Raw genomic sequence first — 13,644 nt, 5'->3', positions numbered from 1 at the left:
GTCCACGAGGCTCCCCCTTAGCCCTCGTCGCCGTCGACGTCGTCGTCGATGCGGCGGAACTCCACCTGCACCCGCCCACGGGCCAGGTCTTGATAGTCGAGCCTGCGGGCGGCGCCGTCGACGTCGAGGTCCACCCCGGTGTCGTCGGCGGACAGCACCCTGCCCTCGATCAGGCCGCCGTCTCTCATCTCCACCTTGACCAGCCGCTTGGCGGCGCGCCTCCAGTGGCGCGGCTCGGTCAGCGGGCGGTCCACGCCGGGTGAGGAGACCTCGAGCGTGTAGGGAGCGGCGCCCATCGCGTCGTCCTGGTCGAGCGCCGCGGAGACGGCCTGGCTCACGTCGGCCACGTGGTCGAGACTCACGCCGCCGTCACAGTCGACGACCACCCGCAGCAGCCGGCGCTTGCCGGCCTGGGTGACCGTCACGTCCTCCAGATCGAGGCCCTCCGCGGCGACCACGGGCTCCAGGATCTTCATCAGGTGGTCGCGGGGTGACGCGCTGCCCATACCGACCTCCCCTATTGTCAAGTCACAGCCGGGGCGGACCTCGCCACTGGCTGTTGACACCCTATCTGTTCGGCTTCACTCCACGGCTGAAGCCGGTGGATTCCGCATCGTGAGCGATCTTCGCGCCGCGCCTCCCGTACGGGCCGCGCCTGACCGCGTGCGGCGGCACGAGCCCGTACGATGCTGTCTGCGGTCCGTAACAGTTGAAAGGTCCTGCTCGTGCGCCAGCCTCACCTCTCCAGGCGAGCCCTGCTGGCGGGCGGGGCCGCCGTGGCGGCGCTCGCGGGCTGCGGCGCGACCCCCGACCCCGAGCCGGTACGCGACACCCCCGAGCAGGCCCTGGCCCGCACGCTCATCGCCGACAAGGAGCGGACCATCGCGCTCTACTCGGCGCTGATCGCGGGCGGCGACGACGAGCTCGTCGGCCTCCGCGACCATCACCAGGCGCACCTGGCCGAGCTGCGGCGGCGCTACCCCGACCTCGCGACGCGGCCACCCGGCCCCACGACGTCCGCCTCCCCCGCGACCCCGACGGCCTCCCCCACGGCTTCCCCCACGTCCACTCCCACGATGACGCCGGGGCGGATGCGGGCGCTGGAGCGCAAGTCGGCGGCGCGGCGGCCCGCCCAGCTCGCCGGCGTGGCCCCCGCGCTGGCCCAGCTGGTGGCGAGCATGGGAGCCTGCGAGATCCTGCACGCCGCCACCACCGCCGCTGCCGCCGTCAAGCCGCCCCAGCCGCCGCCCGCCGCAAGCGGCGCCGACCCGGCCGACGTGGAGAAGCTCCGCAAGGCGCTCGCGGCCGAGCACGCCGCGGTCTTCGCGTACGGCCTGCTGGGCGCGCGCACCAGCGGCTCCCTGCGCGCCCGCCTCACCCGCGCCTTCGACGCGCACCGCGACCGGCGCGACGAGCTGCGCGCGCTCATCACCGCCCGCGGCGGCGAGCCCGCCGAGCCCCAGGCGTCCTACGCGCTGCCGTCCATCCCGTCCAGCGGGCCCGCGGCCGCCCGGCTGGCCGCCCACGTGGAGACCGGGCTCACCGCCTCCTACCTGGAGCTGGTCGCGGCCGCCGACGTCGCGCTGCGGCGCTATGCGGCGGTGGCCATGCAGGAGACGGTCCTGCGCGGCCACTCGTTCCGCGCCGGGCCGGCCACGGCCTTCCCCGGCATGCCCGTCCCCGCCGCGCCGACGCCCACCCCGTCGCCGAGCGGCTGAGCTCCTTTCGAGTCCGTCACCCGGGCTGCTTGCGCACCGTCGAATAGTTGACATCAACTAGTCGTTGTCGGATAGTTGACAGTAACTACAAGGAGGCGGGCATGGCGGAGAAGCGGGCGGTGGGCAATCTGCTGGCGCTGGCCGTGCTGTCCTACCTGAGCCGGGGCCCGATGCACCCGTACGAGCTCGGCCGGACCCTGCGCGAGCACGGGGACGCCCGCAGCATCAAGTACAACCACGGCTCTCTCTACTCGGTCGTCAGGCAGCTGGCCCGCGCCGGGTTCATCGCCGAGGTCGGCACCGGCCGGCAGGGGCAGCTCCCCGAGCGGACCGTGTACGGGCTCACCGACGCGGGGCGGCGGGAGCTGCGCGAGTGGCTGAGCGAGCTGGTCGAGCAGCCGAGGCACGAGTACCCCGCGTTCGTGGCCGCGCTGTCGCTGATCGGGGCGATGCCGCCGGAGCGGGCCGTGGAGCTGCTGCGCAGGCGGCTGGACCGGCTCGCCGGGCAGCGCGCGGAGATCACCGCCCTGATCGAGGGCGCGGTGAGCTCCGGGCTGCCGGAGCTGTTCGTCATCGAGGAGGAGTACCGGCTCGCGCTGCTGGACGCCGAGACCGCGTTCGTCGAGCGGTTCGTACGGCGGATCACCGACCCCGAGACCGGCTGGGGCCCCGCTTGGGCGCTGGCGCACGCCGCGTGGGACCCGGACGGAGGTGGTCAGCCGGGCTGACCTGTGAAAGGACCCCGGTGCGGTGCGGGAACACCGCGACCGGGGTCGACCTCGTATCAGATCCCGCGGGAACGGGACCCGGCGCACGAGGCAGGCAACCGCAAGGGTAGCCGGGATTCCTCCCCGTGGGACGTGTCGTCCACCGGAGGAGTGTCGTCATGTTCCGTTCCGCCCATCCGTCAACCGCACGCTGGATCGCCCTGGGGGCGGTCGCCGGGCCCGCGCTGTTCGAGCTGTCCTGGCTCGTGCTCGGCCTGATCAGCCCCGGCTACACGCTCTTCGGCCACCGGTTCGAGGGCTACTCGCCCGTCAGCCAGCCCATCAGCGGGCTCGGCCTGGGCGTCACCGCGCCGTACATGAACGCCGCGTTCGTCGTCACCGGGCTCATGCTGACCGCGGGTGTGGCCGGCGTCTTCCGGGTCGCCGCCGCGCCCGGCCGCCGGGTCTGCGCGGCGCTGCTCGGGCTCAGCGGCGTCGGCCAGGTGCTGTGCGGGTTGTTCACCCTTGAGGAGATGCTGCCGCACACGCTCGGCTACGTGCTGGCCGTCGGCGCGCCGGTGATCGGTTTCCTGGTGGCGGGGAGGTACTTCCGCCGCTTACCGGGCTGGCGGCGGTTCGGCACATGGCTGATGGCCGGCGGCCCGCTGACGCTGGCGCTGGTCGTGCTGTTCTTCGTGACCTTCCGGCCCACCCCCGGCGGGGCCGAGCATGGGGTGGCCGGGCTGGTGCAGCGGCTGGGCGTCGTGGAGGTGCACGCGTGGTTCGCGGCCATGGGGGTGCTGGCGTTCCGCCGGCGGCCCGGGGTCAGCGGCGGCGGCAGATCATGATCTCCGTGGTCGGGCTCTCGCGCAGCACGCGGACCAGACGGCGTTCGACGGGATAGAGCAGGGCCCCGGCCAGCCACCCGGTGAACTCGGTCAGCGTGACCGCGCGCAGGAAACCGCCCCACAGCTTGCGCCAGAGAGGGTTGGCGTCGACCTGGGCGTTCATCAGGACGAGCATGGGGACGCGGCGCACCACGTCGAACCCGGCCTCGTCGAGGGCCGCGGTGATCCACGGGAGCGTGTGGTTGACCTGGTAGTCGGAGCGCTGCTCCGGCCGGTGCAGGAAGTTCTCCGACAGGACCAGGACGCCGCCTGACCGCACCGCCCTGCCGATGTTGTGCAGGGCGGCGCGGTAACGGGTGTCGTCGGTGATGTGGAAGAGCATGTCCATCGCCGACGCCGCGTCGTAGGCGGCGTCGGCGAGCGTGTCACCGGGGTCGGCGATGTCGAGCCGCAGGAACGTGTCGTCGGGAAACCGGCCGCGCAGGCGGTCGACGGCCGCGTCGGTGAGGTCGCTGCCGGTGATGGACTCGGCGCCCAGCGCCCGCCACTGGCGGACGTAGAAGCCGGTGCCCGAGCCGATGTCGAGAATCCGGCACTTCGGCAGGTTGAGGCCCAGCGTGGTGACCTCGCGGCGGAAGCCCTCGGCGCGCACGCGATACATCCAGATGTTGAACGCCCTGCCGAGGGCCTTGTAGCCGACGCCGCTCTCGGTCCAGTCGGACTGGAGGCGCCGCTCCCAGAAATCTTTCAGTTCGACATGTGGCTTCACCGGACCGAGCGTTACAGCCACTCACCGCCCCGTCAAACCGGGGCGGTGTTCGGCCCGTCTTTGTCAGGATTCGCAGGCGGCGACGATCTGGTCCGCGGCCTCGGCGAGCGGGATCTCCCGCTTCTCGCCGGTCACCCGGTCGCGCAGCTCGATCACGCCCTGGGCCAGGCCCCTGCCGATCACCACGATCGTGGGCAGACCGAGCAGCTCGGCGTCCTTGAACTTGACGCCGGGCGACACCTGGGGCCGGTCGTCGACGAGCACCCGCAGGCCCCGCGACTCCAGCTCGCCGCCCAGCTCCAGCGCGGCCTCGACCTGACGGTCCTTGCCGGTGCCGACGATGTGCACGTCGGCGGGCGCGACCTCGCGCGGCCAGACCAGACCGAGCTCGTCGTGGGCCTGCTCGGCGATCACCGCGACCGCGCGGGAGACGCCGATGCCGTAGGAGCCCATGGTGACGCGGACCGGCTTGCCGTCGGGGCCGAGCGCGTCGAGCCCCGCGGCGTCGGCGTACTTGCGGCCGAGCTGGAAGATGTGGCCGATCTCGATGCCGCGGTCGATCGACAGCGCGGACCCGCAGCGGGGGCAGGGGTCGCCGGCGCGCACCTCGGCGGCCTCGATCGTGCCGTCGGGCTCGAAGTCGCGGCCCGCGACGACGTCGGCGGCGTGCTTGCCGGGCTCGTTGGCGCCGGTCACCCAGGCGGTGCCCGTCACGACCCGGGGGTCGACGAGGTAGCGGATGCCGAGCTCGCGCAGCACCTGCGGGCCGATGTAGCCGCGGACCAGGCCGGGGTGCTTGGCGAAGTCGTCGGCCTCGAAGATGGCGGGCTCGCCGGGCGCCAGCGCGGCCTCCAGCCGCTTGAAGTCGACCTCACGGTCGCCGGGCACGCCGATGACCAGGGTCTCGACCTTGTCGGAGCCGGGCGTGGAGACCTTGACGACGACGTTCTTGAGCGTGTCGGAGGCGGTGACGGACAGCCCGTGGTGCTCGTTGACGTACGAGACCAGCGACTCGATGGTCGGGGTGTCGGGGGTGTCCATGACGCGCAGCGGGGGCAGCCCGTCGAGGGCGCGGGCGGCGGGCGCGGGCGTCGTCACGGCCTCGGCGTTGGCGGCGTAGCCGCACGAGTGGCAGGCCACGAACGTGTCCTCGCCGGTGGGCGTGGGCGCCAGGAACTCCTCCGAGGCCGAGCCGCCCATCGCGCCCGACGTGGCGAACACGATCTTGTAGCGGATGCCGAGCCGGTCGAAGGTGCGGATGTAGGTCTCGCGGTGCTGCTCGTAGGAGCGCTTGAGGCCGTCGTCGTCGAGGTCGAACGAGTAGGAGTCCTTCATGAGGAACTCGCGGCCGCGCAGGATGCCGGCCCGGGGCCTGGCCTCGTCGCGATACTTGGTCTGGATCTGGTAGAGCGTGACCGGGTAGTCCTTGTAGGAGGAGTATTCGCCCTTCACCATGTCGGTGAAGAGCTCCTCGTGGGTGGGGCCGAGCAGATAGTCGGCGCCCTTGCGGTCGTGCAGGCGGAAGAGCGTGTCGCCGTACTCGGTCCAGCGGCCGGTGGCCTCGTAGTACTCGCGGGGCAGCAGGGCGGGGAAGAGCACCTCCTGGCCGCCCATCCGGTTCATCTCCTCGCGGACGACGCGGGTGATGTTCTCCAGCACGATCTTGCCCAGGGGCAGCCAGGAGTAGATTCCGGGCGCTACCCGGCGGACGTATCCGGCGCGAACGAGGAGCTTGTGGCTCGGCACTTCCGCGTCTGCCGGGTCGTCCCGCAGGGTGCGAAGAAACAACGACGACATGCGCAGCAACACGACTACTCCTTGGTCGGAACCGGCTGAAGGCTTACAGGCTATCGATTCCGAGGAGGCGGGCGCGCGGGCTTATCACACCGGCAGGACGGTCAGCCCCAGGGCGAACATCCCGGCCGCGACGGCGGTGATCACCAGAGCCCGCGCCCGCGCCGGTCCCGTGCGCCGCAGCAGGAGCACGCCGCCCGCGGCCAGGACGACGACCGGCAGGACGGGCAGCGACCGGACGTACGGCTCGGCGGCGACGAACCCGGGCGTCGCCCGTTCCACCACGTCGGTCACCAGGAGGGCGCCGATCATCCCGGCCGCGAGGTCGCCCCAGTGGTCGTCCCTGCGGGTCGCGTACGCCGTCAGCCCGAGCCCGAGCAGCAGCGCGAGCGTCCAGAGCAGCCCGTCGGGTGTGCCGCCGAGCGGGGCGAGGCCGGCGTCGCCGCGCAGGGCGCTGCCGGCCATGGCGGCCACCACGGTCGACACCGCCGCGAGGAACGTGGTCAGCAGCGCCCACCCGAACCCGGACGCGGTGGCCCCGACGGCGACCGCCAGGGCGAGATAGACGTACGGGTCGTAGATCTGGCCCAGCCAGCCGGGGATCCGGCCGGCGCCGAGCACGCCGGCGAGCCCGACGGCCAGGCCGGCGAAGAAGGCCACCACCAGATGGATCTCGATGCCACGCTGCCGCCGGTCGAACTCGGCGAAGGAGTCGTAGTCGATTGCGCTTGTCTTCATCTCAGTCCCCGGTCGTCCCTTCCCCTGGCAGACGCCAATGGACGACCACAACCACATTATGTGACCGTACAGAAAAGGCAAATTTGGGTTAACCGGAAGTAAGACGGCGCGTCAGCCGCCCAGGAGTTCCTCCCACGGATGGCGGGTGTTGGTGCGGCGGGTGGTGTCGAGCGCCTCGGCCAGACGCCAGAGGCCGGGGCGGGCGCGTACCCGGACCCGGCCCATCGGGTCGATGGCGCGCAGCTCGAAGCGGACGCCCATGACGGCGAGCACGGCCGCGGAGTCGTCGCTCGCGCCCGGCTCGACCAGCTCGGGCATGCGGTCGGCGAGCAGCGCCGCCGCCTCGGCGGCGAACGGGCCGTCGCGCCACTCGACGTGCCAGCTCAGGTCGGCGCCGCGCCACCAGGTCAGATCGCGGCAGGACTCGATGAAGTCGGCCTCGGTCGCCAGGGCGGCCATCACCCGGCCGAAGGCCTCGTAGTGCACGGCGCCGTCGGCCGCCGGGTCGCCGACCACGGCGGGCGGGGTGCCGGCCTTCTTCCGTCGCGGCGCGTGCTTTCGCCTCACGAGCAACACTGTGATCGGGGCGGACGCGTTTCCGCAAGGGGAGGCGCCCGGCGGCTTCGCGCTTCAGCCAGGCGGACCACCAGAACATGAGCGGACATATCGACAGACATCACCATCGAGCGGTATGCACGAAAGACGGGTTCATCTGTACGGGCGATCGGGGATACACCGATCACGTCGGCGGACCGCACCCTGGTGGGCCCTGTGTCCCAAGGTGCACAATCGCCGGAGCGAGGGAGGCGGCGTGACGTTGCGCGTGGCGGTCATCGGATCCGGTCCTGCCGGGATCTACACGGCGGAGGCACTGGTCAAACAGTCGGGCGAGCCGGTGCGGGTGGACGTGCTCGAACGGCTGCCGACCCCGTACGGCCTGGTCAGGTACGGCGTCGCGCCCGACCACACGTCGATCAAGTCGATCGCCAACTACCTGCGCAGGGTGCTGGAGCTGCCCGAGGTGCGCTTCCTCGGCGGGGTCACGCTCGGCGAGCACCTGACCGTCGAGGACCTGCTGTCCTGCTACGACGCGGTGGTCTACTGCACCGGCGCGATGGTGGACCGGCGGCTCGGCATCCCCGGCGAGGACCTCCCCGGCAGCGTGGCCGCCACCGACTTCGTCAACTGGTACTGCGGGCACCCCGACGTGGACCCGTCGCGGTTCACGCTCGACAGCCCCGAGGTGGCGGTGATCGGCGTCGGCAACGTCGCCGTCGACGTGGTGCGGATCCTGGCCAAGACCGCCGAGGAGCTGAGCTCGACCGACGTGCCGCACGAGGTGCTGGAGCGGCTGGCCGGCAGCCAGGTCAAGGCCGTCCACATGATCGGCCGCCGCGGGCCCGAGCACGCCAAGTTCACCCTCAAGGAGCTGCGCGAGCTGGGCGAGCTGACCAACGCCGACGTGTGCGTGCGCCCCGAGGAGGCCGTGGTGCTCGGCGGCGACTTCCCGCGCCAGATCAAGGGCAACATCGACGTGCTGCGCTCGTGGTCGGAGCGGGGCCCGGCCGGCCGGCCGCGCCGGCTCGACGTGCGGTTCTGGCTGCGGCCTGTGGAGATCCTGGGCACCGACCGGGTCGAGGGGCTCAAGCTGGAGCGCACCCGCCTGTCGCCCGAGGGCCGCGTGGTCGGCACCGGCGAGTACGAGACGCTGCCGGTCGGCATGGTGCTGCGCTCGGTCGGCTACCAGAGCGTCCCGCTGCCGGGGGTGCCGTTCTCGGAGAAGACCATGACGGTGCCGAACGAGGCGGGGCGGGTGCGCGAGCGCGAGTACGTGGCCGGCTGGCTCAAGCGCGGCCCCACCGGCGTGATCGGCACGAACAAGTCCGACGCCGCCGAGACGGTCCGCACGCTGCTCGCCGACCTGTCCGGCCGGCCGCCGCGCGACCTCACGCCGCTCGACGCGCTGCTGGCCGAGCGGGGCGTGCGCCCGGTGACGTACGAGGAATGGCAGGCGATCGAGGCCGCCGAGGGCGAGCTGGCCAAGTCGCTGGGCCGGGGCGACCGGGTCAAGCTGGTCGGCCTGGAGGCGATGCTGCGGGCCTGCCGTCCCTGAGAGAGGAACACCGATGCGCACCACCCTCCCGTCCGGCGTCCCCGGCTTCCAGGAGGTCTACCAAGAGCAGCAGGATCGCTACCCCCCGGGGGAGCCTGCCTGGCAGCCGGTGCACACCGTGTACGTGCCCGCCGACCGGTTCACGGCCGGCACCGTGGCCGCGTGGGGCGACGAGGCGCTGGCGCTGGCCAAGGCGCACCTGGCCACGCCCGCCGACCTGGCCGAGGTGTTCGGGGTGCCCGACGAGCTGTCGGCCGCCGTGCACGAGCGGGTGCTGCGCAAGCTCGCCACCGAGCCGGTCGAGGACCTGCGGGTGGACTTCGAGGACGGGTACGGGGTGCGGCCCGGCGAGGAGGACGGCCACGTCGAGCAGGCGGTCGAGGCACTGGCCGCGATGCGCGCGGCGGGCACGCTGCCGCGCCGGTGGGGCCCCCGGGTCAAGTCGTTCGCCGACGGCGACCCGGAACGGTCGGTGCGGACGCTCGACGGGTTCGTCACCGGGATCGTCGAACGGCTCGGCGAACTGCCCGGCGGGTTCACGGTGACCTTCCCCAAGGTGCTGATGGAGGCGTACCTGGGCCAGTTCGGCGTGTTCCTGGAGCGGCTGGAGGAAGCGCTCGGGCTCGCGAGGCTGCGGTTCGAGATCCAGGTGGAGGCGCCGCAGACCGTGCGGTTCCTCCGCGCCGAGCTGGCCGGCGAGCTGGGCGGGCGGCTGGCCGCGGCGCACTTCGGGGTCTTCGACTACACCGCGGCGCTCGGGCTGCCGCCGCACGAGCAGCGGCTCGACCATCCGGCGTGCGACCACGCGCGGCACGTGATGCAGACGGCGTTCGCGGGCACCGGGGTGGAGCTGTCCGACGGGTCGCTGGCCGCCTCGCCCGCCTCCGGCTCGGCCGCGGACGTGCGCGCGCTGTGGCGGCGGCACGCGGAGCTGGTCCGCCACTCCCTGGCGCACGGCTTCCACCAGGGGTGGGACATGCATCCCTCCCACCTGGTGAGCCGGTTCGCCACCGTCTACGCCTTCCACCTGGCGCGGTACGACGCGTACCGGGAGCGGGTGCGCGCCTGGGAGGAGCGGCGCGCGGCGGGCGGCGGCGTCATGGACGAGCCGGCCACGATCAAGACGCTGGTCGCGGCGCTGCGCCGGGCCGACGCGGCACTGCTCTGACGGGTCAGTCGCGTTCGATCAACGAGCGCCAGCGGCGGACCAGGTGCGGGTCCACCGGGTCGGCCCAGCTCCGCCGGACCGCCGAGCCCACGTGGAAGGCGCGGATGCCGTAGTCCAACAGGTCCGGAACGTGCCGGGGCTTGAGTCCGCCGCCCGCCAGGACGATGGAGGCGTCGCCTGCGTCGGCGCGCCCCTTGAGCACCGGCAGGCCGTCGCCCACGCCGTGCGGCGAGCCGGCGGAGAGCACGGTCGCCAGGTTGGGCAGCAGCCGCACGGCCCGCCAGGAGGCGTGCACGTCGGCCGCGTGGTCGACGGCGCGGTGGAACGTCCAGGGCAGCGGGGACACCGCGTGGATGAGGGCCTCGGTGGCCGCCAGGTCCACGGCGCCCGTCTCGTCCAGGAACCCGAAGACGAACCCGGCGGCGCCGGCCTGCGCCAGCTCGCGGGCGTCGCGCCGCAGGCGGTCCAGCACGTCGCCGTCCGCCGTGAAGCCCTCGTCGCAGCGGAGCATCACCATCTGCGGCAGCGGACACTCGGCGGCGATCGCCGCCACGATCTCGGGGGCCGGGGTGAGCCCGCCCACCGCCATCCCGGTGACGACCTCCAGGCGGTCGGCGCCGCCCTCTTCGGCGGCCACGGCGTCACGCACGCCGAGCGCGATGACCTCCAGCAGGGATCCCGTCATGGTGCAGAGGGTATAGGGCGATCTGCCCCCATTTGCCGGTGGATCTTCGGAGAGCGCGGGCCGGGGCCCGCACTCCCCGAATCAGCGGGCCGTCAGGCGACGGTCAGGCGACGATCAGCTCGGGCGCCGTGAGGTCGCGGAAGGCCGTGATCGCCAGGTCGGCGGCCCCGCGCTGGAACAACGCCCCTGACGCGCGGTGCGGCAGATCCACCGTGCGCACGTGGCGGAAGCCCCGGCGCAGGTAGTAGCGCTGCAGCCCTTCGTTGCGCTTGGCGCAGTCCAGCCGCAGCCACGGCAGTCCGGACCCGTACGCGGTGGCGCCCGCCCAGTCGAGCAGGGCGTCTCCCAGGCCGCTCCCCGACCAGGGCCGCGCCACCGCGAGCTTGTGCACGTACAGCGCCGCGCCGGGATCGTCGGCCTCGGTCCAGAACTCCGGATCGGCGTGCCGGTCGAGCGCGATGGTCGCGACGGGCGACCGCCGCCCGCGGGGGTCGAGCGTACGCAGCTCGTCCTCCAGCAGGTACAGCACTCGCTCCTCGATCAGCGGCGTGATACGGTCCGGGCCGAAGCCTTCCCGGGGCCACTGCCTGACGCCCCGGGCGTGCAGCCAGCCGGCCGTGTCGGCCAGGAGGGCGAGGACTCCGTGGAGGTCGACGGGCTCGGCCCGTCTGAGGGTGAGCGGGTGCAGGAGGGTGTTCGTGCGCATGGTTCACCTTTCGTTGCGGTACGCAGGCATGCGAATGCGGAACGTGATCGTCGGATGGGACGCAAACCCCGAATAGGGGCCTAAGGCCCGATTTATCCGATAGCCCGATATATACGGATAAATCGCAATATGGGGAGCGTTATAACTCCCCGCGCCCAGCGAGACGGCAGGCTCACTGTGCCGCGGCCGGCGGGATCACCCCCAACCGAGCTCTGTCAGCGGCGATCGAGCTCGTATCTGATCAGATGTTTGTCGGCAGGCAGCACCGACACCGCGACGCGCACCGGCGTATCGAAACGGTCGTAACCGACCCGGACGTAGACCACGACCGGCGTGCCGAGCTCCAGCTGGAGCCGCTCAGCCTCCTCCTGATTGGGCATGCGCGCCCAGATGTCGTCCACCACCCGCACCTGCTCGTGCCCCAGCTCCTCCAGAACCCGGTTGGCGCCGCGCTCGATGTCGCCCGGCCGGGCGATCACCGAGTCGGCCACCAGCTCCCGCGGGAAGTAGGAGTCGTTGGTGTTGTAGGGCTGGCCGTCCACGAACCGCAGGCGTCGCCGCACCACCGCGAGCTCCCCGTCGGCCAGTTCCAGCCTGCTGGCGATCTCCTCCACGGGAGATACGGTCAGAACCTCTATGTACTGGCTGGGCGCGCGGCCTTCTTGCGTGACCGCGTAGGCGAAGGCCTCGCGCAGCTCTCCGGACGGCTGCGGCTCCAGCTCGCGCTGCGGGTAGATGAGCAGCGGCCTGCGATCCCTGACCACCGTGCCGCGCCGTGGCGTGCGCGTTACGAGCCCTTCGTTCACCAGTTCCCCGAGGGCCAATCGGACGGTGTTGCGGCTCACCCCATGGTCTTCCATGAGCTGCGCCTCGGTCGGCAGCTGTGCTCCGGGGCCGAGTATGCCGGAGTAGATGGCCCTTCTCAGTTCCGAAGCCACCTGCTGATACAGCACCGACCTTGCCACTTTCACCCCTTTTGTTCCAACAATTTAGACGATCTGGTTCTAGCAGACCATCTCCCCCTTGACCGGACGGCATCCGCAGCCGCATCATCCATTCGTTGGTACAAATCCATCGAAAGGCCGGTGAGGGGGTGAGGGCCGGTGGTGCCGGTCCGCACGGGTATGCCGTACGTGCCCTGGCGGGACCCCTGCGAAGCAACACGTTTACTGCGTTACGAGTTGCCTCGCCACGGGTTCCACCACATCAGCCAGAGGAGCGTCCGACCCGGCGGTTCCGTGCCTTCCGTGTTAACCGAGCCGAGCCTCCGGTGCCAAGACGGGCCCCCCAACAGGCATGGGGGGAGCGCCCCCGTCAGCGCCCCGGAAGCGTCCAGGCCGGCACGGCGGGTTGCATCGCCGCAGCTAGACCAACACCCGGAGTCCTCGCGAGAGGGTCACTCCCCCACCAACTCCGTGCGCGACAACTCGGCTTAGGACTCCATCCCTCGCCGGAGTCCTGGGTCGCCGCTCACGGGGCAGGAAGCGCGTCCTGGCGGGTCCCCCACGCCCGCCAGGGCGCGCGTTCCTCCTTTTCGGGGCCTTTCAGAGCTTCTTGAGGGCTTTATCCCCTTTTCCCTTCCGGGAGGAGCCGCCTTGTCACCCCACGGCAGCACTTTCTTCCCTCGCGGCACGGTGACGGTTCACGGGTGGCGGGTGACGCTTTTCTTGCCTGCCGAGGGCGGTCAGGGTTCCCTATCGTGAACTCACTCCCCGCGGATTCGGTGCCGTCCGTAAAGATCCCGCCTGCCGCCTCTTGACGGGGCGGGGTGGGCGGCCTAGCTTACCAAGCAAGCGCTTGGTAAGAGCGACAGGAGGCGGCCCCGGTGATCACTCGTGAGCTACTCACCCAGGAACAGCGGCTCGCCTCCCTGCTGTGCCGGCCACGCCCCATCGCGAGCGATCCAGTGGACCCCGGGACGTTCCGCGCGGTGCTCGGCCGGTTCGCCACCGGAGTAGTGGCCATCACCGCGCTCGACCACGAGGGCCGGCCATGCGGCCTCGCGGCCAACTCGTTCACCTCGGTCTCGATCGATCCCCCGCTCGTGGCGTTCTGCGTGGCGTACAGCAGCACGAGCTGGCCCCGGTTGCGGGCGGCCAAGGTGATCACCGTGAACATGCTGGCCGAACACCAGCGGGCCGTCTGTGTCCAGATGGCCACCCGCGGCGGAGACAAGTTCGCGGGCCTGACCTGGAGGGAGTCGCCCGCCGGGAACCCGGTGCTCGATGGCGCGCTGGCCTGGATCGACTGCCGGGTCGACGCCGAGCATCCCGCAGGGGACCACGTCATCGTGGTGGCCCGTGTGCTGCAGCTCGACACCCACGCCGACGGCGGCCCGCTGGTGTTCTACAACCGCTCCTATGGTGGGTTCGACCCGATATCTTGACTCGCAAGATAT

At 71.7% G+C, this 13,644-nt stretch carries 14 protein-coding genes; 6 read left to right on the top strand and 8 right to left on the bottom strand.

Annotated features, from left to right (window positions below):
- Positions 1–17 precede the first annotated feature (17 nt).
- On the bottom strand, positions 18–506 hold the full coding sequence (gene rimP / locus ACGFI7_RS11160) for a ribosome maturation factor RimP (RefSeq protein ID WP_393402205.1): 489 nt from the start codon (positions 504–506) through the stop codon (positions 18–20).
- Positions 507–725: 219 nt separating this feature from the next.
- On the opposite strand from rimP, the gene ACGFI7_RS11155 reads away from it, so the two are divergent.
- The 3 genes from ACGFI7_RS11155 (at position 726) to ACGFI7_RS11145 (ending at position 3,273) form a co-directional block, all read left to right on the top strand.
- Positions 726–1,718: a DUF4439 domain-containing protein gene (locus tag ACGFI7_RS11155; protein WP_393402202.1), complete on the top strand. Its 993-nt coding sequence runs from the start codon at positions 726–728 to the stop codon at positions 1,716–1,718.
- Positions 1,719–1,819: 101 nt separating this feature from the next.
- Entirely contained in the window at positions 1,820–2,446 is a 627-nt protein-coding gene (locus ACGFI7_RS11150; protein ID WP_393402199.1) for a PadR family transcriptional regulator, read from the top strand.
- 158 nt (positions 2,447–2,604) lie between these two features.
- Positions 2,605–3,273, top strand: coding sequence for a DUF998 domain-containing protein (locus ACGFI7_RS11145; protein ID WP_393402197.1), 669 nt, complete (start codon positions 2,605–2,607; stop codon positions 3,271–3,273).
- On the opposite strand, the gene ACGFI7_RS11140 is transcribed toward ACGFI7_RS11145, so the two are convergent.
- The 4 genes from ACGFI7_RS11140 to ACGFI7_RS11125 form a co-directional block, all read right to left on the bottom strand.
- A complete protein-coding gene (locus tag ACGFI7_RS11140; protein WP_393402194.1) occupies positions 3,251–4,042 on the bottom strand; it encodes a methyltransferase domain-containing protein in 792 nt (263 codons plus the stop codon). The two genes, ACGFI7_RS11145 and ACGFI7_RS11140, sit on opposite strands and share 23 nt — an antisense overlap.
- Positions 4,043–4,105: 63 nt before the next feature.
- A complete protein-coding gene (locus ACGFI7_RS11135; protein ID WP_393402191.1) occupies positions 4,106–5,851 on the bottom strand; it encodes a proline--tRNA ligase in 1,746 nt (581 codons plus the stop codon).
- Between the two features lie 72 nt (positions 5,852–5,923).
- Entirely contained in the window at positions 5,924–6,574 is a 651-nt protein-coding gene (locus ACGFI7_RS11130) for a hypothetical protein (RefSeq protein ID WP_393402188.1), read from the bottom strand.
- A gap of 111 nt (positions 6,575–6,685) precedes the next feature.
- Positions 6,686–7,141: a hypothetical protein gene (locus tag ACGFI7_RS11125; protein ID WP_393402185.1), complete on the bottom strand. Its 456-nt coding sequence runs from the start codon at positions 7,139–7,141 to the stop codon at positions 6,686–6,688.
- 244 nt (positions 7,142–7,385) lie between these two features.
- On the opposite strand from ACGFI7_RS11125, the gene ACGFI7_RS11120 reads away from it, so the two are divergent.
- Positions 7,386–8,687, top strand: a complete 1,302-nt coding sequence (locus tag ACGFI7_RS11120; protein ID WP_393402183.1) for an FAD-dependent oxidoreductase — start codon at positions 7,386–7,388, stop codon at positions 8,685–8,687.
- A 13-nt stretch (positions 8,688–8,700) separates the two neighbouring features.
- Positions 8,701–9,855, top strand: coding sequence for a DUF6986 family protein (locus ACGFI7_RS11115; RefSeq protein ID WP_393402180.1), 1,155 nt, complete (start codon positions 8,701–8,703; stop codon positions 9,853–9,855).
- A gap of 4 nt (positions 9,856–9,859) precedes the next feature.
- On the opposite strand, the gene ACGFI7_RS11110 is transcribed toward ACGFI7_RS11115, so the two are convergent.
- The 3 genes from ACGFI7_RS11110 to ACGFI7_RS11100 form a co-directional block, all read right to left on the bottom strand.
- Positions 9,860–10,540: a copper homeostasis protein CutC gene (locus tag ACGFI7_RS11110; RefSeq protein ID WP_393402178.1), complete on the bottom strand. Its 681-nt coding sequence runs from the start codon at positions 10,538–10,540 to the stop codon at positions 9,860–9,862.
- 103 nt (positions 10,541–10,643) lie between these two features.
- Positions 10,644–11,246 carry a GNAT family N-acetyltransferase gene (locus ACGFI7_RS11105; protein ID WP_393402176.1) on the bottom strand — a complete coding sequence of 201 codons (603 nt, stop codon included), beginning with the start codon at positions 11,244–11,246 and terminating at the stop codon, positions 10,644–10,646.
- Positions 11,247–11,461: 215 nt separating this feature from the next.
- Entirely contained in the window at positions 11,462–12,184 is a 723-nt protein-coding gene (locus tag ACGFI7_RS11100; RefSeq protein WP_393402174.1) for a GntR family transcriptional regulator, read from the bottom strand.
- Positions 12,185–13,116: 932 nt separating this feature from the next.
- On the opposite strand from ACGFI7_RS11100, the gene ACGFI7_RS11095 reads away from it, so the two are divergent.
- A complete protein-coding gene (locus ACGFI7_RS11095) occupies positions 13,117–13,632 on the top strand; it encodes a flavin reductase family protein (protein ID WP_393403888.1) in 516 nt (171 codons plus the stop codon).
- Positions 13,633–13,644 lie beyond the last annotated feature (12 nt).

Origin of the sequence: Nonomuraea sp. NPDC048826, from assembly GCF_043198225.1 — a bacterium.
Taxonomy (GTDB): domain Bacteria; phylum Actinomycetota; class Actinomycetes; order Streptosporangiales; family Streptosporangiaceae; genus Nonomuraea.
This window is presented reverse-complemented; position numbering and strand designations above follow the sequence as displayed.